The sequence below is a fragment of the Aeromicrobium jepli genome (assembly GCF_047246605.1).
Lineage (GTDB): Bacteria > Actinomycetota > Actinomycetes > Propionibacteriales > Nocardioidaceae > Aeromicrobium.
Window position 1 is genome coordinate 455,036 of record NZ_JBFOKO010000001.1, and the last position, 22,355, is coordinate 477,390.

A 22,355-nucleotide genomic window follows, 5' to 3' on the forward strand; every position below is an offset into this window, starting at 1 on the left:
GAGACAGATGATTCAGCAGGAGTCGCGACTCAAGGTCGCCGACAACACGGGTGCCAAGGAGATCCTCTGCATCCGCGTTCTCGGTGGCTCCGGTCGTCGCTACGCCGGTATCGGCGACACCATCGTCGCCACCGTCAAGGACGCGATCCCCGGCGGCAACGTCAAGAAGGGCGATGTCGTCAAGGCGGTCGTCGTGCGCACCACCAAGGAGCGCCGCCGTCCGGACGGTTCGTACATCAAGTTCGACGAGAACGCCGCGGTCATCCTCAAGACCGACGGTGACCCGCGCGGCACGCGCATCTTCGGCCCCGTGGGCCGCGAGCTGCGCGACAAGAAGTTCATGCGCATCATCTCGCTCGCTCCGGAGGTGCTCTGACATGGCACGTATTCGCAAGGGTGACCAGGTCAAGGTCATCGCCGGCAAGGACAAGGGCGTCGAGGGCAAGGTCATCGCCGTCCTGGAGTCCGGCCGCGTGATCGTCGAGGGCGTCAACCGCGTCCAGAAGCACACGAAGGCGGGCCAGTCGGGCGCCGAGGGCGGCATCATCACCGCCGAGGCCCCGATCCACGCCTCGAACGTCATGCTCGTCGTCGAGTCCGACAACGGCAAGACCACGACCAAGGTGGGCTCGGCCGTCGTCGACGGCCGCAAGGCCCGCATCAGCCGCAAGACCGGAAAGGAGATCTGAGCATGGCCGACACTGTCACCGGACCTCGCCTGAAGGCGAAGTACCGCGAGGAGATCCTGCCCGCGCTGCGCGAGCAGTTCGAGTACGAGAACGTCATGCAGGTCCCCGGCCTGACCAAGATCGTCGTCAACATGGGCGTCGGCGAGGCGGCCCGCGACGGCAAGCTCATCGAGGGTGCCATCCGCGACCTGACGGCCATCACCGGCCAGAAGCCGCAGGTGACCAAGGCCCGCAAGTCCATCGCGCAGTTCAAGCTGCGTGAGGGCATGCCGATCGGCACGCACGTCACGCTGCGTGGCGACCGCATGTGGGAGTTCCTCGACCGCCTGCTGACGCTCGCGCTGCCGCGCATCCGCGACTTCCGCGGCCTGTCGCCGAAGCAGTTCGACGGCCGTGGCAACTACACGTTCGGCCTGACCGAGCAGGTCATGTTCCACGAGATCGACCAGGACAAGATCGATCGCAGCCGGGGCATGGACATCACGGTCGTCACGACGGCCACCAACGACGAAGAGGGCCGCGCGCTGCTGAAGCTGCTCGGCTTCCCGTACAAGGAGAACTGACATGGCGAAGACCGGTCTGAAGGTCAAGCAGTCCCGCACGCCGAAGTTCGCCGTGCGTGGCTACACGCGCTGCCAGCGCTGCGGCCGTCCCCGCTCCGTCTACCGCAAGTTCGGCCTGTGCCGCATCTGCCTGCGGGAGATGGCGCACCGCGGCGAGCTGCCCGGCGTGACCAAGAGCTCCTGGTAATCACCACCACTCAAGCGCAGTAGGTCCCCTCCCACCCGTCGGCGTCGCCGGCGAGCACGAGACGGAAACCGCGGCGAGAAACGGAAACACCCAACCATGACGATGACTGATCCGATCGCGGACATGCTGACGCGTGTCCGCAACGGCAACCAGGCGTACCACGACGCGGTGACGATGCCGCACTCCAAGCTGAAGGAGGGCGTCGCCGCCATCCTGAAGCAGGAGGGCTACATCACCGACTACTCCGTGGCCGAGCCGGCCGAGGGCGAGGTCGGCAAGTCGCTGACCATCACGCTGAAGTACGGCCCGCACCGCGAGCGCTCGATCGCCGGCATCCGACGCATCAGCAAGCCGGGTCTTCGCGTGTACGCGAAGTCCACCAACCTTCCCAAGGTCCTCGGTGGCCTGGGCGTGGCGATCATCTCCACGAGCCAGGGCCTCCTGACGGACCGTCAGGCCAACACGAACGGAGTGGGCGGGGAAGTCCTCGCCTACGTCTGGTGACGAGAGGAGACTGAACATGTCGCGCATCGGCAAGCTCCCCGTCGCCGTTCCTTCGGGCGTCGAGGTTTCGATCGAGGGCCAGACCGTCACGGTCAAGGGCCCCAAGGGTCAGCTGTCGCACACCGTCGCCGAGCCCATCACCGTCCGCAAGGACGAGGACGGCTCGCTCGCGGTGGAGCGTCCCAACGACGAGCGTCGCAGCAAGGCCCTCCACGGCCTCTCCCGCACGCTGGTCAACAACATGGTCATCGGTGTGACCGAGGGCTACGAGAAGAAGCTCGAGATCGTGGGCGTCGGCTACCGCGTGCTCTCCAAGGGCCCGTCGGAGATCGAGCTCAACCTCGGCTTCAGCCACCCGGTGCCGTTCACGGCGCCCGAGGGCATCACGTTCACCGTCGAGGGCCCGACCAAGCTCACGGTCGCCGGCATCGACAAGCAGGCCGTGGGTGAGGTCGCCGCCAACATCCGCAAGATCCGCAAGCCGGAGCCCTACAAGGGCAAGGGCGTGCGCTACGCGGGCGAGCGCATCCTGCGCAAGGCCGGAAAGGCTGGTAAGTAAGCCATGGCAATCTCGATCAAGCACGCCAAGCACACCGCTGGTCGCGTCGCGTCGCGTCAGCGTCGCCAGATCCGCGGCCGCAAGAAGATCCAGGGCTCGGCGGAGCGTCCCCGCCTCGTCGTGACCCGCTCCAGCAAGCACATCGTCGCGCAGGTCGTCAACGACCTCGAGGGACACACGCTGGCGTCGGCCTCCACGATGGAGGCGGACCTGCGCTCGTTCGACGGCGACAAGACGGCCAAGGCCAAGAAGGTCGGCGAGCTGCTGGCCGACCGCGCCAAGGCCGCCGGCATCGGCGCCGTGGTCTTCGACCGCGCCGGCAACAAGTACGCCGGTCGCGTCGCGGCCCTGGCCGACGGTGCCCGCGAGGGCGGACTGGAGTTCTGATGACCATCACGACCAACAAGGGGAGTGCCGCATGAGCACGCGCCGACAGGGCGGCGACCGTCGCGGAGGCCGCGGCGACCGCAACGCCGACAAGTCCAACTACATCGAGAAGGTCGTCACGATCAACCGTGTGGCCAAGGTCGTCAAGGGCGGCCGGCGCTTCAGCTTCACGGCGCTGGTGATCGTCGGTGACGGCGACGGCCAGGTCGGAATCGGCTACGGCAAGGCCAAGGAAGTTCCCACGGCCATCGCCAAGGGCGTCGAGGAGGCGAAGAAGAGCTTCTTCCGCGTCCCGCGCATCCAGGGCACCATCCCGCACCCCGTGCAGGGTGAGAAGGCGGCCGGCGTCGTCTTCCTTCGCCCGGCGTCCCCCGGTACCGGCGTCATCGCCGGTGGCCCGGTCCGCGCCGTGCTCGAGGCCGCCGGCATCCACGACGTCCTGAGCAAGTCGCTCGGCTCCTCGAACGCGATCAACATCGTCCACGCGACGGTCGAGGCGCTGCGTTCGCTCGAGTCCCCGCAGGCCGTCGCCGACCGTCGTGGCTTGGCCGTCGAGGACGTGGCCCCGGCCGCGCTGCTCAAGGCCGGCCAGGCCAAGGCCGACGCTCCGGCGGAGGTGACGGTCTGATGGCGAAGCTCGAAGTCACCCAGGTCCGTTCGGCGATCGGTCGCGAGCAGAACCAGCGCAACACGCTGCGCTCGCTCGGCCTCAAGCGCATCGGCGACGTCAAGGTCGTCGAGGACCGTCCCGAAATCCGCGGCATGGTCAACACCATCCCGCACCTCGTCACCGTGAAGGAGGTCGACTGATCATGGCGATCAAGTTGCACCACCTGCGTCCGGCCCCCGGCGCCAAGACCGCCAAGACCCGCGTGGGTCGCGGTGAGGGCTCCAAGGGCAAGACCGCCGGTCGCGGCACCAAGGGCACCAAGGCCCGCTACCAGGTGTCGGCCGGCTTCGAGGGCGGCCAGATCCCGCTCCACATGCGCCTGCCGAAGCTCAAGGGCTTCACGAACCCGTTCCGGGTCGAGTACCAGGTCGTCAACGTGGGCCGGATCGGCGAGCTCTTCGCCGAGGGCGGCACGGTCGACGTCGCCGCTCTCGTCGAGAAGGGCGCGGTCCGCAAGGGCCAGCCGGTCAAGGTTCTCGGCGGCGGCGACATCGACGTGGCGGTCCAGGTGACCGTCGACAAGGTGTCCGCGTCGGCCAAGTCCAAGATCGAGGCCGCCGGCGGTTCGGTCTCCGCGTCCTGACGCGGTAGGCCGATCGCACAGCGAACCACCTGACGGGCGGGTTCTCCCAGTACGGGGGACCCGCCCGTTTTCGCTCACTGTTAAAGTCAGACGGCACCATGCCGTGAAGCTGGAGGAAGTCCGTGCTCAAAGTCTTCGTGAACGCGTTCAGGACACCTGAACTGCGTCGCAAGATCCTCTTCGTCCTGGGGATCGTCGTGCTCTTCCGGCTCGGCTCGATGGTGCCCGCTCCGGGCGTCAACGTCGCGAACGTGCGCGAGTGCGTCACGGCGGCCGCGGGCGGCGACAACGCCGGCCTGTTCGCGCTCATCAACGTCTTCTCCGGCGGCGCGCTGCTGCAGCTGACGGTCTTCGCGCTCGGCATCATGCCGTACATCACGGCGAGCATCATCCTGCAGCTGCTCGTCGTCGTGATCCCGCGGCTGGAGGCCCTCAAGAAGGAGGGCCAGGCCGGTCAGGCCAAGATCACGCAGTACACGCGCTACCTCACCGTGGGCCTGGCCATCCTGCAGGCCGCCGGCATCGTCGCGCTGGCCCGCAGCGGCGACCTCTTCCAGGGCGCCTGCAACCTGCCGCTGCTGTACAAGCCGGACAGCCTGGCCTCCTACCTGCTCATCGTGCTGACGATGGTCGCGGGCACCACGGTCATCATGTGGCTCGGCGAGCTCATCACGGACCGCGGCGTCGGTAACGGCATGTCCATCCTGATCTTCACGCAGGTCGTCGCCACGTTCCCCGGCGCGATGTGGAACATCCGCCAGGAGCAGGGCTGGACGGTCTTCTCGATCGTCGTCGTCGTCGGCCTCGCGGTCGTGGCGCTGGTCATCTTCATCGAGCAGGCGCAGCGCCGCATCCCGGTGCAGTACGCCAAGCGCATGGTCGGGCGCCGCATGTTCGGCGGCTCGTCGACCTACATCCCGCTCAAGGTCAACCAAGCCGGCATCATCCCGGTCATCTTCGCCTCGAGCCTGATGTACCTGCCGGTGCTGTGGGTCAACTTCAACCCCGGCTCGGGCGCCGCCAGCTGGATCCAGGACCACTTCGTCCAGGGCGACCACCCGTACTACATGATCACCTTCTTCGCGCTGATCGTGTTCTTCACCTACTTCTACGTGTCGATCACCTTCAACCCCGAGGAGGTCGCCGACAACATGAAGAAGTACGGCGGCTTCATCCCGGGCATCCGCGCGGGCAAGCCGACCCAGGACTACCTGTCGTACGTCCTGTCGCGCATCACCGCGCCGGGCGCGCTGTACCTGGGCCTGATCTCGCTGATCCCGATGCTCGCCATCGCCCTGGTCGGCGCCAACCAGAACTTCCCGTTCGGCGGCACCACCATCTTGATCATCGTCGGTGTCGGCCTCGACACCGTGAAGCAGATCGAAAGCCAGTTGCAGCAGCGCAACTACGAAGGGTTCCTCAAGTGAGACTGCTCATCATGGGCCCGCCCGGTGCGGGCAAGGGCACGCAGGCCGTCGCGCTCGCCGAGCGCATCAAGGGCGCGCACATCTCGACCGGTGACATTTTCCGCGCGAACGTCGCGCAGGAGACCGAGCTGGGCAAGACGGCGAAGCGCTACATGGACGCCGGCGAGTACGTGCCCGACGAGGTCACCAACGCGATGGTCGCCGACCGGCTGTCCCAGGACGACGCCCGCGACGCGTTCCTGCTCGACGGCTACCCGCGCACCCTCGACCAGGTCGCCAAGCTCGACGAGATCCTCGAGAAGCTCGGCACGCCGCTCGACGGCGTCGTCGCGCTGACGGTCGTGGAGGAGGAGCTGGTCAAGCGCCTGCTCGAGCGCGCCAAGGTCAGCGGCCGCTCGGACGACACGGAGGACGTCATCCGGCACCGCCAGGAGGTCTACCGCGCCGAGACCGAGCCCCTGCTCGCGGTCTACCGCGACCGGGGCCTGCTGGTCGAGGTCGACGGCATGGGCACGCCGGACGAGGTCGGCCAGCGCATCGCCGCCGCCCTGCCGTCCGCCTGAGCCATGTTCGGTGAGTCCATCGAGCTGAAGACCCCCGAGCAGCTCGCGACGATGCGTCGCGCGGGCCTCGTGGTGGGCCGCACCCTCGAGGTGCTGCGCGCCGCGGTGGCGCCCGGAGTGTCGACGGCCGACCTCGACGCGCTGGCCCGCGAGCGGCTCGCCGCCGAGGGCGCGACGTCGAACTTCTTGGGCTACCACGGCTTCACCGGCGTCATCTGCGCCTCGGTCAACGAGGAGATCGTGCACGGCATCCCGGGCGGCCGCGTGCTGGCCGAGGGCGACCTGATCTCGATCGACTTCGGCGCCGTCGTCGACGGCTGGCACGGCGACGCGGCGATCAGCGTCCCGGTGGGCGAGGTCGCGCCCGAGGTCGCCGAGCTCAACCGGGTCACCGAGGAGTCGATGTGGCGCGGCATCGCCGCGGCGCGCCTCGGCGGCCGGATCGGCGACATCTCGCACGCGATCGAGGCGTACGTCCGCAGCCAGGGCCGCTACGGGATCACGGACGGCTTCACCGGTCACGGCATCGGCTCCGAGATGCACATGGCGCCGGACGTCCCCAACCGCGGCAAGCGCGGCAAGGGCCCCAAGATCGTCGAGGGCATGGCCGTCGCCATCGAGCCGATGATCACGCTGGGCACGTCGCGTGCCGCGATCCTCGAGGACGAGTGGACCGCCGTCACCACCGACGGCACGTGGGCCGCGCACCACGAGCACACGATCACCGTCACCACCGAGGGCGTGTGGGTGCTCACCGCGCTCGACGGCGGTGCCGCGCGGCTCGCCGAGCTGGGCGTGCCCTGCGCCGAGCCCGCCTGACGCGTCAGCCGCGCGGCTCGGCCGCGAACTGCCCGGGCGTCAGCCCCGTGACGGCGCGGAAGTCGCGCCCGAAGTGCGCCTGGTCGGCGTAGCCCAGCTCCACCGCCACCCGGGCGAGGTCCGGCCGTGGGGCGTCGCGCAGCCGCTCGGCGGCCTCGTGCAGCCGGCGCCGCTGGATGAGCCACTTCGGCGGCAGCCCGATCCGGCGCGACGTCAGCCGCTGCAGCGTCCGCTCGGTCAGCGCGAAGCGGTCGCACACCTGGCCGACGCGCTGCACGTCCGGACGGGTCTCGACGTACTCGACGATCTCGTTGACCAGCAGGCCCTCGTCGTCGACCGGGAGCAGGCCGGCGAGGAAGTCCTCCATGGCGCTCACAGCGGCGCCGCGACGGGCGGGGTCGTCCGGCGCGTCGCCGATCGCCTCGCGGACGGCCTCCACCACGGCGGCCTCGGCGAACGGCTCCGCGCGGTCGGTGAGCCGGTCGACCGGTCCGCCCGCGAGGACGACTCCCGCCGCGGGCTGGAGCATCGTGCCGACCGCCCACCCCGAGCCGCTCAGCTCGGTCGTGGACAGGCCGGTGCTGGGGCCGACGAGCTGCGCGTAGTCCCGGGCGACGACGATCAGGCACACGGGGTACTGCAGGACCCGCTGCACCGAGGTGCGACCGGCCGGCAGCGACCAGACGGGCATCCAGAAGCGTCGCACGACCGGCGCGAGCGCGGGGGAGGGCGCGTAACGGTGGATGCGCGGGGTGTAGCCGCTCGGGTCGAGCAGGTGCGCGCGCTCGGTCGGGTCGATGGGTCGCGCGCCGCTCATGTGTCGGATTCTTTCAAGAGCGCGCGGCAGCGCGTGGCGAGACTGGCGCCATGAGCCTGTACCTCGATGCCGCCGCCCGCTTCAGTGACACCGTCGCCGCCACCACGGACTGGTCCGCGCCCTCGCCGTGCGAGGACTGGACCGCGGCCGACGTGGTCGACCACGTCATCGACACGCAGCGCGACTTCCTCGCGCGCCACGGGATCGACCTCGGGCCCCGGCCGGACGGGCCGCCGGCACGGGCGTGGGCCGCGCACCTCGAGGCCGTCCGTCCCGTCGCGTCGGACCCGGCCGTGACCTCGCGCGCCTTCGACGGCTTCTTCGGTCCGACCACGATCGGTGACACGCTCGACGCCTTCTACGGCTTCGACCTGGTCGTGCACGGGTGGGACCTCGGCGTCTCCAACGGCCGCCCGACCACCTTCAGCGAGGCCGACATCGAGGCGATGGAGCGCGCCTTCGAGGGCTACGGGGACCACGCGTACGACGAGGGCGTCTTCCGGCGGCCCGTCGAGGTGCCCGAGGACGCGGACCGGCAGACGCGGCTGCTGGCGCGCATGGGCCGCCGCGCGCCCGCCGCCTGAGCTCAGGCGTGCAGCTCGGCGGTGCAGCACTTGACGCTGCCGCCGCCCTTGACGAACTCGTCGAGGTCCACGGGGACGGGCCGGTAGCCGCGGGCCGTCAGGCCCTCGGCGAGCCCGGTCGCCCGGTGGGGGAGCACGACGTTCAGCCCGTCGCTGACCAGGTTCAGCCCGAACGCCAGGGCGTCGGAGGCCGAGCACTCCCACGACCCGGGGAACAGGGCGCGCAGCACCGCACGGCTGGACTCGCTGAACGCGCCGGGGAACCAGACGATGTCGGCGGGGGCGTCCCCGTGGCCGTCGTCCAGCACGCCGATCGCGACGTCGAGGTGGTAGAACCGCGGATCGACCAGCTCGAGGGTCACGACGGGCCGGCCGAGCACGGCGGCCGCCTCGTCGTGCGCGTCGGTGGAGGTGCGAAAGCCCGTCCCGGCGAGGATGCGGTCGGCCAGGACGAGGAAGTCGCCCTCGCCCTCGTTGGTGTGGCGCGGACGCGTGACGTCGCGGCCCAGCGAGCGCAGGAAGTCGACGTGCGCGTGGGCCTCCGGCTGGCGCTGCGGGTGCGCGAACGCCGCGCCGTACGTGCGGTCACCGGCCGACACGGCGCCGTTCGCGGCGAAGACCATGTCCGGCAGGCCCGGGACGGGGGCCATCACGTCGACGCGGTGCCCGAGCGAGCGGTACGTGTCCACGAGCGTCCACCACTGCGCCTGTGCACGGTCGCGGTCGACCGCCGCCGACGGGTCCATCCACGGGTTGATCGCGTAGACCACGTCGAACTCGCTCGCGGGACACATCGCGTAGTGGCGCGGACGCGCGCGGCGGGTGACGGACCGGGCCGGCGCGGGCAGGGTGTCGGACATGGGCCTCCTCGGGGGACGTGGTTTGAGCCTAGGGAGGAGTGGACCGTCGGAACCAGACGAGAACGCTGCGTCTTGCCTGCGGAATCTTGCGCATGTCGCGAGCGATGGGTTGGTATGTTGCGCGCATGAACCTCGACGACATCGACCGCGCCCTGCTCGACGCCCTCACCGAGGACGCCCGCGCCAGCTTCTCCGCCCTGGGCGAGCGCGTGGGCCTGTCCGCGCCGGCAGTCAAGCGCCGGGTCGACCGACTCGTCGAGCGCGGCGTCATCAGCGGCTTCACGGTCGTGGTCGACCCGCAGCACCGCGGCTGGACCACGGAGGCCTATGTCGAGGTGCACTGCCAGGGCACGATCTCGCCCGAGGTGCTGCGCGAGGCCTTCCTCAAGGTGCCGCAGGTCCACGCCGCGGCCACCGTCTCGGGTGCGGCCGACGCCATGCTGCACCTCGTCGCCGAGGACGTCCGCGACCTCGAGCAGGCCCTCGAGCAGATCCGCGTCGGCGCCGCGAGCGTGTCGCAGACCGAGACCTCGATCGTCCTGTCGCGCCTCATCGAGGGCCGTCGCGCCGTCGTGACCCGCTGAGGCCGTCCGCGGGGGCGACTTTCGGAACGGGATCCACGCTTCCTGCGGGTCGAACGGTGGAACAGGTTCCAAAAGTGTGAAGGGGGACGGGCGCCCCCAGCCGCGGGTCTAGCCTGTGACGCATGGGACGAACCCGAGCGGCCTCGGTCGGTGCAGGACTCGTCGGCGCGCTCGTGTTCGTCGAGTTCGTCAGCGGCTTCCTGCAGGGCTACTACACGCCGCTGGCCACCGACATCGCACGCCACCTGGACATCCACGACGCCGACGTGAACTGGTTCGAGGCGGCGCAGCTGCTGCTCTCGGCGCTGTGCGTCCCGCCGCTGTCGAAGCTCGGCGACCTGGTCGGCCACCAGCGCGTGCTGCTGTGGTCCGCCGTGCTGACCGCCGTGGCCACGTGGGGCATCGCGCTGTCGACGAGCTTCACGTCGTACCTCGTGTTCTGGGCGCTGCAGGGCATCTTCACGGTCTGGCTGCCGCTCGAGGTCGCCCTGATCTACCGCCGCAGCGCGGGCCTGCCGCTGCGTGCCGCCGCGACGCGCAAGGCGACCGGCGTCATCGTCGCCGCCCTGCAGGCCGGCGCGATCGCGGGCGCGCTCTCCGCGGGCGTCGCCTCGGCGGCGTTCGGGTCGATCTGGATGGTCCTCGCGGTCCCGGCCGTGCTGACGGTCGGCGTCGTCGTGGTGATCAAGGGCTTCGTCCCGGACGTCCACGAGCCGCAGCGGGGCAGCCTCGACGGGCTGGGGCTGCTGTGGATCAGCTCGAGCCTGCTGCTCGTGACCGGCGGCCTCTCGCTCGTGCGCGTGCTGGGCGTCGGGTCGGCGTGGCCCTGGCTCGCGATCGTCCTCGGCGCCGCCGTGCTGGTGCCGTTCTGCCGCCACGAGCTGCGCACCGCCGATCCGATCATCGACCTGCGGGTCATGCGCCAGCCCGCGATGTGGCCCGTCCAGTTCACCGCCCTGCTCTTCGGCGTGAGCGTGCTCGGCGCGCAGATCCCGCTGTCGACGTTCGCCCAGACCGACCCCGCCGAGCACGGCTACGGCCTCGGCCTGGACGCCTCGTCCGTCGCGCCGATCATCGGCGGCTACGTGCTGTCGATGCTCGTCGGCGCCCTGCTGTTCGCCCGGGTGAGCCAGCGGCTCAGCCCGCGCAACTGCCTCATCGGCGCGGCCGGCATGGTCGCGCTCGGCTACGGCTCGCTCGTCGCACTGCACGACTCGGTCGCCCAGATGATCGGGTGCATGGTCGTCGCCGGCCTCGGCTCGGGTGCCCTCGTCGCCGCCCTGCCCGCCGCGGCCGCCGCGGCGGCGCCCGAGGGCCGCACGGCCGTCGCGACCGGCCTGACCAACACCACCAAGACGATCGGCGGCTCGTTCGCCTCGTGCGTCTTCGGCGTCGCGCTGGCCGCGGGCGCCGCCCACTCGACGGCGGCCTCGCTGTCGGGCTACTACACCGTGTGGATCGTGTGCTCCGCCACCGCGCTCGTCGCCGCCGTCGGGCTGACGTTCGTGCCGCGCCTGGCCTTCGCCGATCCCGCCGGACTCGAGGAGATGTCCCGATGACCGCCGCCGCCCGCCTCGCCGAGCTGATCTCGTGCCGCACCGTCTCGGCCGCCGACGAGCGTGACGAGGCCGAGTTCGTGGCGTTCCGCGCGACGTTCGCCCGGCTCTACCCGCGCCTGCACGCCGAGCTCGAGCTGACCGAGTTCGAGGGCGGCAGCCTGCTGTTCCGCTGGTCCGGACGGGTCGCCGAGCGACCGCTCGTGCTCATGGCGCACTACGACGTCGTCCCGGCGCCGGCCGAGCAGTGGGACCGCGACCCCTTCGACGGCGCGATCGAGGACGGCTTCGTGCACGGCCGCGGCGCGCTCGACGACAAGGGCCCCCTGGTGTGCATCGCCGAGGCCGTCGAGACGCTGCTGGCCGAGGGCTTCACGCCGGCCCGCGACGTCTACCTGTCGTTCGGCGCCGACGAGGAGGTCTTCGGCCACGGCGCCGCCGAGGTCGTCGACCACCTCCAGGCGCGCGGCGTGCGCCCGTGGCTGGTCTCGGACGAGGGTGGCGCGATCGTGGACGACGGACTGCCCGGCGTCTCGGCCCTCACCGCGATGGTCGCGATCGTCGAGAAGGGCACGGTGGACGTCGGCCTGGTCGCGCGCGGCGGGGGAGGGCACGCCTCGACGCCGGCGAGGAACGGCGCGACGGCACGGCTCGCCCGCGCGATCGTGCGCATCGAGCAGAACCCGGCGACCCCGCACCTGTCGGACCCCGTGCTGCAGATGCTCGACGCGCTCGGCGATCTCGTGCCCCGCCCCGTCGGCGCCGTCCTGCAGCGCGCGCGCCGCGCCAACCGCCCCGTCGCCGAGCTGCTCGCGCGGCTGGGCAAGGAGACGGGTGCGATGGTGCGCACCACGATGGCGGTCACGCAGCTGAGCGGCAGTCCGGCCCGCAACGTCCTCGCGACCGAGGCGCGCGCCAACGTGAACGTCCGGCTCGCCGTGGGAGACACGAAGGACCGGCTGGTCGCCCGGCTCGAGCGGCTGCTGCGCGGCCTCGACGTCGAGATCGAGCGCGCCGACGGCGAGAACCCGCCGCCGGTCTCGCGCACCGACAACGACGCGTGGCAGGCGCTCAAGGACGCCGTGGCCGTGCTGGACCCGGACATCCACGTCGTGCCGTACGTCCAGACGGGCGGCACGGACTCGCGGCACTTCACCCGGATCTGCGACTCGGTCTACCGCTTCGCCCCGCTGCACATGACGCGCGCCCAGCGCGACTCGATCCACGCCCCGAACGAGAAGGTCGCGGTCGACACGCTGGAGCGGGGGAGCGCCTTCCACCGCGCGCTCATCACCGGACTGGGCTGAGACGCCGTAGGGTCGGCTCCATGCCAGTCGATCCCACCGGCGCCGATCTCAAGCGCTACCTGTCCGAGGACCCCGGCGGTCCCGTCGTCATGCTCAACCTGCTGCAGTACAGCGAGGGCGGCGAGGCGTCGTACCGCGAGTACGCCGAGCGCATCGTCCCGTTCCTGGAGAAGGTCGGGGGAGAGGTGCTGCACGTCGGCGACCTCGCGACGCCGCTCGTGGCGCCCGACGGCTGGACGTGGGACGCGCTGCTCGTCGTTCGCTACCCGTCGCGCCGCGCGTTCAGCGAGATGGTTGCCGACCCGGAGTACCAGCAGATCACGGGGCTGCGGACCGCGGGACTCGACGAGGCGGTGCTCCAGCCCAGCATCCCCTGGGGCGCCCACTAGCACCGATTTGAGTCCGGGGCCCGTATCGGCGTAGACTTGTGTGTCGGCCTTGTCGGGCCGTTTCCCCATGCCCTCCGGCAGCCCCGTTCCGGGGTGGGGACACGCACGTGCGAGGTCGGCCAGACGATACGAAGAAGTTGAGGTGTATGGCGAAAAAAGAAGGCGTCATCGAGATGGAGGGTGCGGTCGTCGAGGCCCTGCCCAACGCGATGTTCCGGGTCGAGTTGGCCAACGGCCACAAGGTCCTGGCGCACATCAGCGGCAAGATGCGCCAGCACTACATCCGGATCCTCCCCGAGGACCGGGTCGTGGTGGAGCTGTCGCCGTACGACCTCAGCCGCGGTCGCATCGTCTACCGATACAAGTAAGTCCACAACTGAAGATCACACGTTCAGTTCGTACCGAAGAGAGAGAATCTCGATGAAGGTCAACCCGAGCGTGAAGAAGATCTGTGACAAGTGCAAGGTGATCCGTCGCCACGGCCGCGTCATGGTGATCTGCGAGAACCCGCGCCACAAGCAGCGCCAGGGCTGAACCAGAACTCTTCTTCTACGCAGCACCCCTGAACATCTGACGGCTCATCCGCCGCGTCCACGACGCGACCGGGTGTCACCTCCGGCGCAGAGGCCGGAGCTCGATCGAGGCGATCGGGATGCCCCAGGTGACGACACCTCTGCTGAACCGAAAGGAACTGCCAGCACATGGCACGCCTCGTCGGAGTGGATCTGCCGCGCGAAAAGCGCGTGGTGATCGGACTCACGTACATCTTCGGGATCGGCCGCACGCGTGCGGTCGAGGCCCTCGCCGCCACCGGCATCGACCCCAACACCCGCGTCCACGAGCTGAACGACGACCAGCTCGTCGCGCTGCGTGACCACATCGAGGCGAACTACCAGGTCGAGGGTGACCTGCGCCGCGAGGTCACCGCGGACATCCGCCGCAAGATGGAGATCGGCTCGTACCAGGGCCGCCGTCACCGTGCGCACCTGCCCGTCCGCGGCCAGCGCACCAAGACCAACGCGCGCACCCGCAAGGGTCCCAAGCGCACTGTCGCCGGAAAGAAGAAGTGAGGTAGCCGATGCCCCCCAAGAACTCCGGCGCCAAGAAGGTGCGCCGCAAGGAGAAGAAGAACGTCGTTCAGGGCGAGGCCCACATCAAGAGCACGTTCAACAACACGCACGTGACGATCACCGACCCCAGCGGTGCGGTGATCGCGTGGGCCTCCGGCGGAACCGTCGGCTTCAAGGGCTCGCGCAAGTCGACGCCGTACGCCGCCGGCATGGCCGCCGAGGCTGCGGGTCGTCAGGCGATGGACCACGGCATGAAGAAGGTCGACGTCTTCGTGAAGGGCCCGGGCTCGGGCCGCGAGACGGCGATCCGGTCGCTCAGTGGCGTCGGCCTCGAGGTCGGCACCATCTCCGACGTGACCCCCAGCCCGCACAACGGCTGCCGTCCGCCCAAGCACCGTCGTCTCTGACGCGTCGACTTTCTTCAAGGAGTAATCACCCATGGCCCGTTACACCGGACCTCTCACCAAGAAGTCGCGCCGCTACGGCGTCGACCTCGTCGGTGGGGACAAGGCCTTCGAGCGCCGTCCGTACGCGCCCGGCCAGCACGGCCGCACCCGCGTCAAGGAGTCGGAGTACCGCACCCAGCTGCAGGAGAAGCAGAAGGCGCGGTTCACCTACGGCGTGCTCGAGAAGCAGTTCCGCAAGTACTACGAGATCGCGTCGCGCCGCCCCGGCAAGACCGGTGACAACCTGCTGAGCCTGCTCGAGAGCCGCCTCGACAACGTCGTCTACCGCGCCGGCCTGGCCCGCACGCGCCGTCACGCCCGCCAGCTGGTGACCCACGGTCACTTCCTGGTCAACGGCGTGAAGACGAACATCCCGTCCTTCCAGGTCAGCAAGCACGACATCATCGACGTGCGCCCCAAGAGCCTGGAGATGACGCCGTTCATCGTTGCGCGCGAGACCCACGACTCCGACACCGTGCCCGGCTGGCTCGACGTGTCGCCCGAGCGTGGCCGCATCCTGGTTCACCAGAACCCGGTCCGCGAGCAGATCACCGTTCCGATCCAGGAGCAGCTGATCGTCGAGTTCTACTCGAAGATCTGATCCACCCCCACTTCATCCACCGACCCGGTCCCTCAAATAGTGGTGGGCCCGGAAAGGAAGAACCATGCTGATCGCCCAGCGCCCCGTCCTGACCGAAGAGGTCGTCGACGACTACCGTTCGCGGTTCGTCATCGAGCCCCTCGAGCCGGGATTCGGCTACACCCTCGGCAACTCGCTGCGTCGCACGCTGCTGTCGTCGATCCCGGGTGCGGCCGTCACCTCGATCAAGATCGACGGTGTCCTGCACGAGTTCTCGACGATCCCCGGCGTGACCGAGGACGTCACCGAGATCATCCTCAACCTGAAGAACCTGGTCGTCTCCTCGACGATCGACGAGCCCGTCGTCATGTACCTGCGTGCCGACGAGGCCGGTGACGTGACCGCTGCCGCGATCACCCCGCCGGCCGGCGTCGAGGTCCACAACCCGGACCTCCACATCGCGACGCTGAACGACTCGGCCCGTCTGGAGATCGAGCTCGTCGTCGAGCGTGGCCGCGGCTACGTCTCGGCCGTGCAGAACAAGACCGGCGACGAGGAGATCGGCCGCATGCCGGTCGACTCGATCTACAGCCCGGTCCTGAAGGTCACCTACAAGGTCGAGGCCACCCGCGTCGAGCAGCGCACCGACTTCGACAAGCTCATCATCGACGTCGAGACCAAGAAGTCGATGCTGCCGCGTGACGCGATCGCGTCGGCCGGCTCGACCCTCGTCGAGCTGTTCGGCCTGGCGCGCGAGCTCAACGTCGAGGCCGAGGGCATCGACATCGGCCCGTCGCCCGTCGACGAGCAGCTGGCTGCCGACCTCGCCCTGGCGATCGAGGACCTGGACTTCACCGTCCGTTCCTACAACTGCCTCAAGCGCGAGGGCATCCACACCGTGGGTGAGCTCATCACGCGCAGCGAGCAGGACCTGCTGGACATCCGCAACTTCGGCTCGAAGTCGATCGACGAGGTCAAGGCCAAGCTCGCCGAGCTCGGTCTGGCGCTCAAGGACAGCCCGTCGGGATTCGACCCGGCCGCTGCCATCGACAACTTCGACGAGGACGCCAGCTTCGCCGAGGACGAGCAGTACTGAGCTGCTCTGACACCACTGATTCAGGAGTAACGACATGCCCACCCCCACCAAGGGTCCTCGCCTCGGCGGCAGCCCCTCGCACCAGCGGCTGATCCTGGCGAACCTGGCCCAGAGCCTGTTCGAGCACGGTCGCATCACGACGACCGAGGCCAAGGCCAAGCGTCTGCGCCCGTACGCCGAGCACCTCATCACGAAGGCCAAGACCGACACGGTGGCCAACCGCCGCCAGGTCGTCAAGGTCATCCGTGACAAGGGTGTCCTGCACACGCTGTTCACCGAGATCGGCCCGGCCATGGCCACCCGCCCGGGCGGCTACACGCGCATCACGAAGATCGGTCCGCGCAAGGGCGACAACGCCCCCATGGCCGTCATCGAGATCGTCGAGGCCAAGACGTTCGACGCGTCGGCCCCGGCCGCCGCGCCGGCCGAGCCCGCCCCGGCCACGGACGAGGTCGAGCAGACCCCGGCCGACGAGGCCACCGAGGCGTCCGCGGACGAGGCCACCGAGGCCCCGGCCGACGCCGAGGTCACGGACGAGGCTCCCGCCGAGGAGGCCGCTCCCGCGGCCGACGAGGACGAGGCCAAGTAACACCTCACGCACGAGGCGCCCATCCCGCACGGGGTGGGCGCCTCGTCGTTTCACCGGTCGTGGCCCGCGGTCGCCTTGGCGTCCGTCGATAGGCTCGGCCTCGCATCGATCCCGGGGAAAGAACCACATGCCGCACGTCTCCCGCCGCCTCGCGGCTGCCCTCCTGCCCGTCGCCGTCTCGCTGGCCGTCGCCGCCGGCGGGGTCCAGGCGGTCGCCCAGGACGAGCCGGCCACCACCTTGCTGGGCACCGAGGCGCCGCAGCCCGCGCGCGGGCTGATCGTCAAGCTCGACCCTGCTGCCGAGCGCGACGTCGCCGACCTGGCCGACGAGGTGCGGTCCGAGCTGCCGGACGACGTCGCGGTCGCCGGCACCGACGCCGCCTCGGGCGAGCTGGGCCTGCTGGAGCTGTCGGAGCAGGTCGACGCCGCGGACCTCGACGACGCGATCGAGCAGCTCGAGGACCAGCCCGACGTGGAGTGGGCCGTGCCGAACGGCGTGCGGATGCCGTCCGCCACGGCGAACGACCCCGGCTTCGGCCAGCAGTGGAACCTGCGTGGGACGTGGGGCGTGCGCGCCGACTCCGCGTGGGACGTCACCACGGGCAGCCCCTCCGTGCGCGTCGCGGTCATCGACACCGGCGTCCGATCGGACCACCCCGACCTGCGCGGGCGGCTCGTCGCCGGACGCGACTTCGTCGACGACGAGTACCGGTGCGTCGACAACGCGTGCACGAAGATCCGCTACCGCCGCACGTTCCAGAGCGCGAACGACGGCAACGCCTGGGACGCGAGCCCCGCCGACCCGGGGGACTGGCGCGGCGCCAGCACCTGCGGCTACATGGGCGCGAGCCGGAGCACGTGGCACGGCACGCACGTCGCCGGCATCGTCGCCGCGACGCGCAACAACGGCGTCGGCATCGCGGGCGTCGCGCCGGCCGTGAAGGTGCAGCCGGTCCGCGCGCTGGGCCGCTGCGGCGGCACCGACTGGGACATCGCGATGAGCGTCCTGTGGGCCGCCGGCATCAACGTCACGGCCTACGACCGGCGCCACGGCCGGATCCCGGTCAACCGCACGCCCGCCAAGGTCATCAACCTCTCGCTCGGCGCGGTGACGAACACGCTGCGTGAGGCGCGCCAGGCCTGCCGGCTCTACGGCATGGTGGCGCGCAAGGCTCGCGCGCGGGGCGCCCTCGTGGTCGCGGCGGCCGGCAACAACGGCTACGACCACCGGTACAACGTGCCGTCCTCGTGCTCGGGTTACCTCTCGGTGGCGGCCACGACGCCCACGGGCGAGCAGGCGTTCTACTCCAACGAGGGCGCGGGCGTCGACGTGGCGGCGCCGGGCGGCTCGGGGCCGGCCTCGCCGTCGCGCGAGAACATCCTCTCGACCTGGAACAACGGCGCGACCCGTCCGGGCGCGAACGTCTACGGCACGATGGCGGGCACGTCGATGGCGGCTCCCGCCGTCGCGGGGGTCGCCGCGCTCGGGCAGTCGGTGGGGATCACCAACCCGGTCGTGCTCGAGCGCGTCCTGCGCGCCACCGCGCGCCGCGGGAGCTGCAGTGTCCGGGCCTGCGGCTCGGGCATCGTCGACGCGGCCGGCGTCGTGAACGCGAAGGCGCCGTTGAGCGCCCCGCGCATCAGCGGCCTCGCCCGCCCGGGCGGCACGCTTTCGGCGACGCCGGGCCGCTGGCGCAACACCTCGTCGGTGCAGCTGACCTGGTACCGCGGCAGCACGGCGGTCGCGTCGGGTCGGACGTACCGGCCGACGCAGGCCGACCTCGGCCGCGAGATCACCGTGCGCACGCGCGCCGCGGGTGGGGACCGGGCGATCTTCCACCAGGCGAGCGTCGTGGTGAGGACGCCCTCGCGGACCGCCTTCTCGATGCCGCGCACCGTCAAGGAGTCGCAGCGCGCCACGGTGCGGGTGAGGGTGACGGCGCCGTACGTCCGCGCCACCGGCACGGTCCGCGTCTACGGCGGCAAGCGCCGCATCGCCGTGAAGAGGCTGTACGCCAAGGACCGGGGCACCGTCTCGATCCGCCTGCCCAAGCTCAAGAAGGGGCGTCACGCCATCCGGGTCGTCTACTCCGGCAGCGCCAAGGTCTCGGCGTCCTCGCGCGGAGCGGTCGTGCGTTCTCGCTGAGCTGCGGCACTTATGTGACTGCTGTGATTGCCAGTAGTGTGTGGTGACTTGTGTGCCGTCGTCGAGGAGCTCCCGTGGTCCGTCGTCTCATCCCCGCCCTGGTGGCTCTCGCCACGGCGACGTCCCTCGTGGGCCTGCAGCCCGCCTCGGCGCAGGAAAGTGCTGGCGACACCAACTCGGCGACGGCGCGTGGCGAGACATCCGCGCCCGCGGTCGCCCGCGGGATTATGGTGAAGGCGTCGAGCTCCGCGTCGACCCGCCGCTCATCCCTCGCCAGGAGCGCGGATGCCGCCCTGGACGACTCGGTCGACGTGGCCGGGACCGACGCCGCGCCGGGTGGGGTCACCCTGCTGAAGCTAGACGACGTCGTCGTGGTCGGGGAGCTCGACGATGCGTTGGCGCAGTTGCGTTCGCGGCCCGATGTCGAGTGGGCCGTCCCCGACACGTTGAGGTCGGCCCACGCCGCGCCGCCGATCGTTGTCAACGATCCCTACGCCACACAGCAGGGTAACTTGTGGGACACGCGCAGCTCGATCGACGGCGTCGCGGTCAACGGGGGATACGCCACCAAGGCGCCGGCGCTGTGGCAGGCGACGTCGGGCAGCGCCTCGGCCGTGGTGGCGGTTGTCGACACCGGCATCACCCAGCATCCCGACCTCGTCGGGCAGACAGTCGCGGGTTACGACTTCGTGGACGACGAGTGCACTTGGTCGGCCCAGGGTTGTCTTTACGACCGCACCTACATCAATGCCGGCGACGGGACCGGCTGGGACTCCAACCCCGCGGACCCGGGCGATTGGCGGGACGAGGCACTGGTCCTCAAGTGCTTCGGCGAGCAGATTGGTGACGACGACCCAGCTGACTACACGCAGGACAGTTCGTGGCACGGCACACATGTCGCGGGGACCGTCGCTGCCAAGGCGAACAACCGCGAAGGCGTCGCCGGCGTCGCTCCCAACGTCCGCGTGCAACCCGTCCGCGCCCTCGGCCACTGCGGCGGCTGGGACTCAGACATTCGGGCCGCCATTCTTTGGGCGGCCGGTGTCGACCTGCGTCAGTACGGCGTACCGCTGAACCGCACCCCGGCCAAGGTCATCAACCTGTCGCTCGGCAGCGAGACCCAAACGGCCGAGAAGGCGCGGGAGGACTGCGTATCGTATGAGCAAGTCGCGAGCACGGTGCGCTCGAGGGGCGCAACGCTCGTCGCGGCGGCCGGCAACGCATCGGCCCAGTCGATCTTTCCTGTGAGCCAGAGCGTCCCGGCGTCGTGCGCGGGATATTTCACGGTCACCGCGACCAGCGACACCGGTCACCGCGCCTGGTACTCCACGGCGGGGACCGGTGCCGATATCGCCGCGGCGGGCGGCGACCAGCAGGTCGCTCCCGCCGGAGCCGAGCGCGGGATCCTCTCGACCCTCAATGCCGGCGTGACCGGTCCAGGTGCACCCAGCTACGGGTGGTACCAAGGCACAAGCATGGCGACGCCGGCAGTGGCGGGCGGTGCGGCACTGCTGTACTCGCTCGGCATCTCGAGCCCGGCCTCTGTCGAGGCGATGCTCGCTGCAGCCACCCAGCCGTTCTCGCCGGTCAAGAAAGGGCCGCAGACCATCGGCGGCGGCCGACTGACGACCGACACGATCGACTGCACGACCACCGGTCGCACCTCCTGTGGCCGCGGCATTCTCGACTTGTCGAAAATCACCGCCCCGCGCCGGCCCCCGGCGGTCACGGGCCGGGCGACGTCGGGCTCGGTGCTGCGGGCCTCGGCCTACGGCCTCGTCGGCCCGAGCGCCTCGGGCACGCTGACGTGGTGGCGCGGCTCCACGCGGGTGTCGACCACGGGCGCGTACCGCGTGCGCGCCGCCGACGCCGGCAAGCGACTGACGGTCCGTCACACGATCACCTCGGGCCCGTTCGCCGGCATCCACCGCGACACCTCGGTCACGGTGGCGAAGCTCGGCTCGCGCACCGCCTTCTCGATGCCGAGCAAGGTCAAGAAGTCCAAGCGCGTGACGATGAAGGTCAAGGTCTCGGCGTCGCTGCGACCGACGGGGACGATCCGTGTCTACGACGGCAAGCGGCGGATCGCGGTCAAGCGGATCTACAGCAAGAACGGCGGCCGCGTCTCGATCCGGCTGCCCAAGCTCAAGAAGGGCAAGCACACGATCCGCGTCGTCTACTCCGGCAACAGCCAGCTGAAGGCGTCGTCGCGCTCGAAGGTCGTCCGCTCGCGCTGACTCAGGCGAACCGCTCGCCGCGGCCAATCCGCACCGGACCCCTGGCCGTGGCGGCGGTGACCGGCTCGCCGCGCTGCGTCACGACGACGGTGCCGGCCTCGGCGAGCTCGTCGGCGAGGTCGCGCATCGCCGGCATGAGGTCGCGCCAGTCGTCGCCGCCGATCACGCGGGCGACGTCGCTCGGGCAGATCGTGGTGCCGCGGCGCTTGCGGAGCAGGGCGTGGATCGTGGCGCGGGCGCGCTCGGCGACGGCCTCGTCGGTGGGCTCCTCCCACCACGGGTGACCGCGCTCGCCCAGCGCGACCTTCGCGTCGCCGACCCGCGTGCGCGCGTCCGGCTCGCCGGCGCGCACCGCGCGACGGGCGCTCATGAGCTCGTCCACGAGCTCCTGGCGCAGGTTGTCCGGGATCTCCGGATCCGTGGCACGCCACCGGCGGCCGTCGATGACGACGTGGTGGCCGTCGGGCGTGCGCTCGGGCTCGCTCCGGTCGGGCATGCGGGACTCCTCGGACGGGTCTTCGACGCTACCCGAGGTGGTGCGCTCGCGCGTGTCTAGCGGACGCCCATGGTGTCCGACAACGGCAGCATCCACGGCAGGGCACGGTGCCGCTCGAGCTCGGCGTGGAGGGGCGGCATGAGGTGCTCGGGCATCGCCGTGGTGCGCCGCGTCGAGAGGTCGACGTGCAGCTCGAGGAACTCGAGCGTGTTCGCCACGGTGCCCCGCGTGCGGTTCACGATGATCGTCTGGCCGTGCAGGGCCTTCGGGCCGACGCCGAGCAGGCGCAGGTGGACCGAGAGCTCCTCGCCGACGAGCGACTCGTCGAGGAAGCGGATGTGGTGCTCGATGCTGAACACGCTGTGGCCCGTGCGCTCGCGGTAGTCGTCGTCGAAGCCCAGCTCGCGGAAGTACGCGTCCGCGCCGGTCATGTGGAGGCGGTAGTAGTGCCCCACGTTGACGTGGCCGTTCCCGTCCTCGAACTCCGGGGGAGCGACGAGGGACAGGACCGTGCCGAGCTCGGTGACGTCCTCGACGGTGGGCGTGGCGTGCGGCATGGCGCCATCCAAGCAGACATGAAATTGATTTCAGGTAGTGGGGCCGAGCAGATTGAAACTGAGACCAAATTCATGTTAAATTGCGACCAC

31 protein-coding genes are annotated in these 22,355 nt (G+C 70.3%); 27 read left to right on the top strand and 4 right to left on the bottom strand.

Annotated features, from left to right (window positions below; all coding sequences use genetic code 11):
* The first annotated feature begins 7 nt into the window (after window positions 1-7).
* The 13 genes from rplN (at window position 8) to map (ending at window position 6,951) form a co-directional block, all read left to right on the top strand.
* On the top strand, window positions 8-376 hold the full coding sequence (rplN, locus tag AB3M81_RS02200) for a 50S ribosomal protein L14 (RefSeq protein WP_179422745.1): 369 nt from the start codon (window positions 8-10) through the stop codon (window positions 374-376).
* Between the two features lies 1 nt (window position 377).
* Window positions 378-689, top strand: a complete 312-nt coding sequence (gene rplX / locus AB3M81_RS02205; protein WP_412902271.1) for a 50S ribosomal protein L24 — start codon at window positions 378-380, stop codon at window positions 687-689.
* 2 nt (window positions 690-691) lie between these two features.
* The gene (gene rplE, locus AB3M81_RS02210; RefSeq protein ID WP_412902272.1) at window positions 692-1,252 is read left to right on the top strand and encodes a 50S ribosomal protein L5; all 561 of its coding nucleotides are present in this window, start codon (window positions 692-694) and stop codon (window positions 1,250-1,252) included.
* A gap of 1 nt (window position 1,253) precedes the next feature.
* Window positions 1,254-1,439, top strand: coding sequence for a type Z 30S ribosomal protein S14 (locus AB3M81_RS02215; RefSeq protein WP_313405580.1), 186 nt, complete (start codon window positions 1,254-1,256; stop codon window positions 1,437-1,439).
* 96 nt (window positions 1,440-1,535) lie between these two features.
* Window positions 1,536-1,943, top strand: coding sequence for a 30S ribosomal protein S8 (gene rpsH / locus AB3M81_RS02220; protein ID WP_412902273.1), 408 nt, complete (start codon window positions 1,536-1,538; stop codon window positions 1,941-1,943).
* Between the two features lie 16 nt (window positions 1,944-1,959).
* Entirely contained in the window at window positions 1,960-2,502 is a 543-nt protein-coding gene (rplF, locus tag AB3M81_RS02225; protein ID WP_412902274.1) for a 50S ribosomal protein L6, read from the top strand.
* Window positions 2,503-2,505: 3 nt separating this feature from the next.
* The gene (gene rplR, locus AB3M81_RS02230; RefSeq protein WP_179422755.1) at window positions 2,506-2,889 is read left to right on the top strand and encodes a 50S ribosomal protein L18; all 384 of its coding nucleotides are present in this window, start codon (window positions 2,506-2,508) and stop codon (window positions 2,887-2,889) included.
* A gap of 31 nt (window positions 2,890-2,920) precedes the next feature.
* On the top strand, window positions 2,921-3,517 hold the full coding sequence (rpsE, locus tag AB3M81_RS02235; RefSeq protein WP_412902275.1) for a 30S ribosomal protein S5: 597 nt from the start codon (window positions 2,921-2,923) through the stop codon (window positions 3,515-3,517).
* Complete coding sequence (gene rpmD / locus AB3M81_RS02240) at window positions 3,517-3,699, top strand: 50S ribosomal protein L30 (RefSeq protein ID WP_412902276.1); 183 nt, start codon at window positions 3,517-3,519, stop codon at window positions 3,697-3,699. The genes rpsE and rpmD overlap by 1 nt, the downstream gene beginning before the upstream one ends.
* 2 nt (window positions 3,700-3,701) lie before the next feature.
* Window positions 3,702-4,142, top strand: a complete 441-nt coding sequence (rplO, locus tag AB3M81_RS02245) for a 50S ribosomal protein L15 (RefSeq protein ID WP_412902277.1) — start codon at window positions 3,702-3,704, stop codon at window positions 4,140-4,142.
* A gap of 122 nt (window positions 4,143-4,264) precedes the next feature.
* On the top strand, window positions 4,265-5,569 hold the full coding sequence (secY, locus tag AB3M81_RS02250) for a preprotein translocase subunit SecY (protein ID WP_412902278.1): 1,305 nt from the start codon (window positions 4,265-4,267) through the stop codon (window positions 5,567-5,569).
* On the top strand, window positions 5,566-6,132 hold the full coding sequence (locus AB3M81_RS02255; RefSeq protein WP_412902279.1) for an adenylate kinase: 567 nt from the start codon (window positions 5,566-5,568) through the stop codon (window positions 6,130-6,132). Before secY ends, AB3M81_RS02255 begins: the two co-directional genes overlap by 4 nt.
* 3 nt (window positions 6,133-6,135) lie before the next feature.
* A complete protein-coding gene (map, locus tag AB3M81_RS02260) occupies window positions 6,136-6,951 on the top strand; it encodes a type I methionyl aminopeptidase (RefSeq protein ID WP_412902280.1) in 816 nt (271 codons plus the stop codon).
* A gap of 4 nt (window positions 6,952-6,955) precedes the next feature.
* Here the strand turns inward: map and AB3M81_RS02265 are convergent, their stop codons facing one another.
* Entirely contained in the window at window positions 6,956-7,768 is an 813-nt protein-coding gene (locus AB3M81_RS02265) for a helix-turn-helix domain-containing protein (RefSeq protein WP_412902281.1), read from the bottom strand.
* Between the two features lie 50 nt (window positions 7,769-7,818).
* Here AB3M81_RS02265 and AB3M81_RS02270 point away from each other — a divergent pair, with 50 nt between their 5' ends.
* Entirely contained in the window at window positions 7,819-8,352 is a 534-nt protein-coding gene (locus tag AB3M81_RS02270; RefSeq protein WP_412902282.1) for a TIGR03086 family metal-binding protein, read from the top strand.
* Between the two features lie 2 nt (window positions 8,353-8,354).
* Here the strand turns inward: AB3M81_RS02270 and ddaH are convergent, their stop codons facing one another.
* On the bottom strand, window positions 8,355-9,212 hold the full coding sequence (ddaH, locus tag AB3M81_RS02275) for a dimethylargininase (RefSeq protein ID WP_412902283.1): 858 nt from the start codon (window positions 9,210-9,212) through the stop codon (window positions 8,355-8,357).
* Window positions 9,213-9,337: 125 nt separating this feature from the next.
* Here ddaH and AB3M81_RS02280 point away from each other — a divergent pair, with 125 nt between their 5' ends.
* The 13 genes from AB3M81_RS02280 to AB3M81_RS02340 all read left to right on the top strand — a co-directional run bounded on the left by AB3M81_RS02280 (window position 9,338) and on the right by AB3M81_RS02340 (window position 21,212).
* Window positions 9,338-9,796: an Lrp/AsnC family transcriptional regulator gene (locus AB3M81_RS02280; RefSeq protein WP_412902284.1), complete on the top strand. Its 459-nt coding sequence runs from the start codon at window positions 9,338-9,340 to the stop codon at window positions 9,794-9,796.
* Between the two features lie 122 nt (window positions 9,797-9,918).
* On the top strand, window positions 9,919-11,355 hold the full coding sequence (locus AB3M81_RS02285; RefSeq protein ID WP_412902285.1) for an MFS transporter: 1,437 nt from the start codon (window positions 9,919-9,921) through the stop codon (window positions 11,353-11,355).
* Window positions 11,352-12,659: a M20/M25/M40 family metallo-hydrolase gene (locus tag AB3M81_RS02290; protein WP_412902286.1), complete on the top strand. Its 1,308-nt coding sequence runs from the start codon at window positions 11,352-11,354 to the stop codon at window positions 12,657-12,659. The genes AB3M81_RS02285 and AB3M81_RS02290 overlap by 4 nt, the downstream gene beginning before the upstream one ends.
* A 20-nt stretch (window positions 12,660-12,679) precedes the next feature.
* Window positions 12,680-13,048, top strand: coding sequence for a DUF1330 domain-containing protein (locus AB3M81_RS02295; RefSeq protein ID WP_412902287.1), 369 nt, complete (start codon window positions 12,680-12,682; stop codon window positions 13,046-13,048).
* A 146-nt stretch (window positions 13,049-13,194) separates the two neighbouring features.
* The gene (infA, locus tag AB3M81_RS02300) at window positions 13,195-13,416 is read left to right on the top strand and encodes a translation initiation factor IF-1 (RefSeq protein ID WP_007078610.1); all 222 of its coding nucleotides are present in this window, start codon (window positions 13,195-13,197) and stop codon (window positions 13,414-13,416) included.
* 52 nt (window positions 13,417-13,468) lie between these two features.
* Window positions 13,469-13,582 (top strand): 50S ribosomal protein L36, encoded by a 114-nt coding sequence (rpmJ, locus tag AB3M81_RS02305; RefSeq protein ID WP_008361054.1) that lies wholly within the window; start codon window positions 13,469-13,471, stop codon window positions 13,580-13,582.
* A 167-nt stretch (window positions 13,583-13,749) separates the two neighbouring features.
* The gene (gene rpsM / locus AB3M81_RS02310; protein WP_179422782.1) at window positions 13,750-14,118 is read left to right on the top strand and encodes a 30S ribosomal protein S13; all 369 of its coding nucleotides are present in this window, start codon (window positions 13,750-13,752) and stop codon (window positions 14,116-14,118) included.
* Between the two features lie 8 nt (window positions 14,119-14,126).
* Entirely contained in the window at window positions 14,127-14,525 is a 399-nt protein-coding gene (gene rpsK, locus AB3M81_RS02315; RefSeq protein WP_078699099.1) for a 30S ribosomal protein S11, read from the top strand.
* Window positions 14,526-14,556: 31 nt separating this feature from the next.
* The gene (gene rpsD / locus AB3M81_RS02320; protein WP_412902288.1) at window positions 14,557-15,165 is read left to right on the top strand and encodes a 30S ribosomal protein S4; all 609 of its coding nucleotides are present in this window, start codon (window positions 14,557-14,559) and stop codon (window positions 15,163-15,165) included.
* Between the two features lie 64 nt (window positions 15,166-15,229).
* The gene (locus AB3M81_RS02325; RefSeq protein ID WP_412902289.1) at window positions 15,230-16,240 is read left to right on the top strand and encodes a DNA-directed RNA polymerase subunit alpha; all 1,011 of its coding nucleotides are present in this window, start codon (window positions 15,230-15,232) and stop codon (window positions 16,238-16,240) included.
* 34 nt (window positions 16,241-16,274) lie between these two features.
* Window positions 16,275-16,829: a 50S ribosomal protein L17 gene (rplQ, locus tag AB3M81_RS02330; RefSeq protein ID WP_412902290.1), complete on the top strand. Its 555-nt coding sequence runs from the start codon at window positions 16,275-16,277 to the stop codon at window positions 16,827-16,829.
* Between the two features lie 127 nt (window positions 16,830-16,956).
* Entirely contained in the window at window positions 16,957-18,975 is a 2,019-nt protein-coding gene (locus tag AB3M81_RS02335; protein WP_412902291.1) for a S8 family serine peptidase, read from the top strand.
* A gap of 74 nt (window positions 18,976-19,049) precedes the next feature.
* Window positions 19,050-21,212, top strand: coding sequence for a S8 family serine peptidase (locus AB3M81_RS02340; protein ID WP_412902292.1), 2,163 nt, complete (start codon window positions 19,050-19,052; stop codon window positions 21,210-21,212).
* Window position 21,213: 1 nt separating this feature from the next.
* Here the strand turns inward: AB3M81_RS02340 and AB3M81_RS02345 are convergent, their stop codons facing one another.
* Together AB3M81_RS02345 and AB3M81_RS02350 are read right to left on the bottom strand one after the other, a co-directional pair.
* Entirely contained in the window at window positions 21,214-21,708 is a 495-nt protein-coding gene (locus AB3M81_RS02345; RefSeq protein ID WP_412902293.1) for a DUF3253 domain-containing protein, read from the bottom strand.
* A 56-nt stretch (window positions 21,709-21,764) separates the two neighbouring features.
* Complete coding sequence (locus AB3M81_RS02350; protein WP_412902294.1) at window positions 21,765-22,265, bottom strand: thioesterase family protein; 501 nt, start codon at window positions 22,263-22,265, stop codon at window positions 21,765-21,767.
* Between the last annotated feature and the right edge of the window lie 90 nt (window positions 22,266-22,355).

Coding starts and splice junctions, on each gene's coding strand:
- rplF (WP_412902274.1), top strand. CDS start 1,960: ATGTCGCGCATCGGCAAGCTCCCCGTCGCCGTTCCTTCGGGCGTCGAG.
- AB3M81_RS02325 (WP_412902289.1), top strand. CDS start 15,230: ATGCTGATCGCCCAGCGCCCCGTCCTGACCGAAGAGGTCGTCGACGAC.
- AB3M81_RS02265 (WP_412902281.1), bottom strand. CDS start 7,768: ATGAGCGGCGCGCGACCCATCGACCCGACCGAGCGCGCGCACCTGCTC.
- AB3M81_RS02345 (WP_412902293.1), bottom strand. CDS start 21,708: ATGCCCGACCGGAGCGAGCCCGAGCGCACGCCCGACGGCCACCACGTC.
- ddaH (WP_412902283.1), bottom strand. CDS start 9,212: ATGTCCGACACCCTGCCCGCGCCGGCCCGGTCCGTCACCCGCCGCGCG.
- rplE (WP_412902272.1), top strand. CDS start 692: ATGGCCGACACTGTCACCGGACCTCGCCTGAAGGCGAAGTACCGCGAG.
- rplO (WP_412902277.1), top strand. CDS start 3,702: ATGGCGATCAAGTTGCACCACCTGCGTCCGGCCCCCGGCGCCAAGACC.
- rpsE (WP_412902275.1), top strand. CDS start 2,921: ATGAGCACGCGCCGACAGGGCGGCGACCGTCGCGGAGGCCGCGGCGAC.
- map (WP_412902280.1), top strand. CDS start 6,136: ATGTTCGGTGAGTCCATCGAGCTGAAGACCCCCGAGCAGCTCGCGACG.
- AB3M81_RS02215 (WP_313405580.1), top strand. CDS start 1,254: ATGGCGAAGACCGGTCTGAAGGTCAAGCAGTCCCGCACGCCGAAGTTC.
- rpsK (WP_078699099.1), top strand. CDS start 14,127: ATGCCCCCCAAGAACTCCGGCGCCAAGAAGGTGCGCCGCAAGGAGAAG.
- AB3M81_RS02335 (WP_412902291.1), top strand. CDS start 16,957: ATGCCGCACGTCTCCCGCCGCCTCGCGGCTGCCCTCCTGCCCGTCGCC.
- AB3M81_RS02290 (WP_412902286.1), top strand. CDS start 11,352: ATGACCGCCGCCGCCCGCCTCGCCGAGCTGATCTCGTGCCGCACCGTC.
- rplQ (WP_412902290.1), top strand. CDS start 16,275: ATGCCCACCCCCACCAAGGGTCCTCGCCTCGGCGGCAGCCCCTCGCAC.
- rplR (WP_179422755.1), top strand. CDS start 2,506: ATGGCAATCTCGATCAAGCACGCCAAGCACACCGCTGGTCGCGTCGCG.
- AB3M81_RS02280 (WP_412902284.1), top strand. CDS start 9,338: ATGAACCTCGACGACATCGACCGCGCCCTGCTCGACGCCCTCACCGAG.
- AB3M81_RS02270 (WP_412902282.1), top strand. CDS start 7,819: ATGAGCCTGTACCTCGATGCCGCCGCCCGCTTCAGTGACACCGTCGCC.
- infA (WP_007078610.1), top strand. CDS start 13,195: ATGGCGAAAAAAGAAGGCGTCATCGAGATGGAGGGTGCGGTCGTCGAG.
- rplN (WP_179422745.1), top strand. CDS start 8: ATGATTCAGCAGGAGTCGCGACTCAAGGTCGCCGACAACACGGGTGCC.
- AB3M81_RS02295 (WP_412902287.1), top strand. CDS start 12,680: ATGCCAGTCGATCCCACCGGCGCCGATCTCAAGCGCTACCTGTCCGAG.
- rplX (WP_412902271.1), top strand. CDS start 378: ATGGCACGTATTCGCAAGGGTGACCAGGTCAAGGTCATCGCCGGCAAG.
- AB3M81_RS02350 (WP_412902294.1), bottom strand. CDS start 22,265: ATGCCGCACGCCACGCCCACCGTCGAGGACGTCACCGAGCTCGGCACG.
- rpmD (WP_412902276.1), top strand. CDS start 3,517: ATGGCGAAGCTCGAAGTCACCCAGGTCCGTTCGGCGATCGGTCGCGAG.
- rpsD (WP_412902288.1), top strand. CDS start 14,557: ATGGCCCGTTACACCGGACCTCTCACCAAGAAGTCGCGCCGCTACGGC.
- AB3M81_RS02285 (WP_412902285.1), top strand. CDS start 9,919: ATGGGACGAACCCGAGCGGCCTCGGTCGGTGCAGGACTCGTCGGCGCG.
- rpsM (WP_179422782.1), top strand. CDS start 13,750: ATGGCACGCCTCGTCGGAGTGGATCTGCCGCGCGAAAAGCGCGTGGTG.
- rpsH (WP_412902273.1), top strand. CDS start 1,536: ATGACGATGACTGATCCGATCGCGGACATGCTGACGCGTGTCCGCAAC.
- rpmJ (WP_008361054.1), top strand. CDS start 13,469: ATGAAGGTCAACCCGAGCGTGAAGAAGATCTGTGACAAGTGCAAGGTG.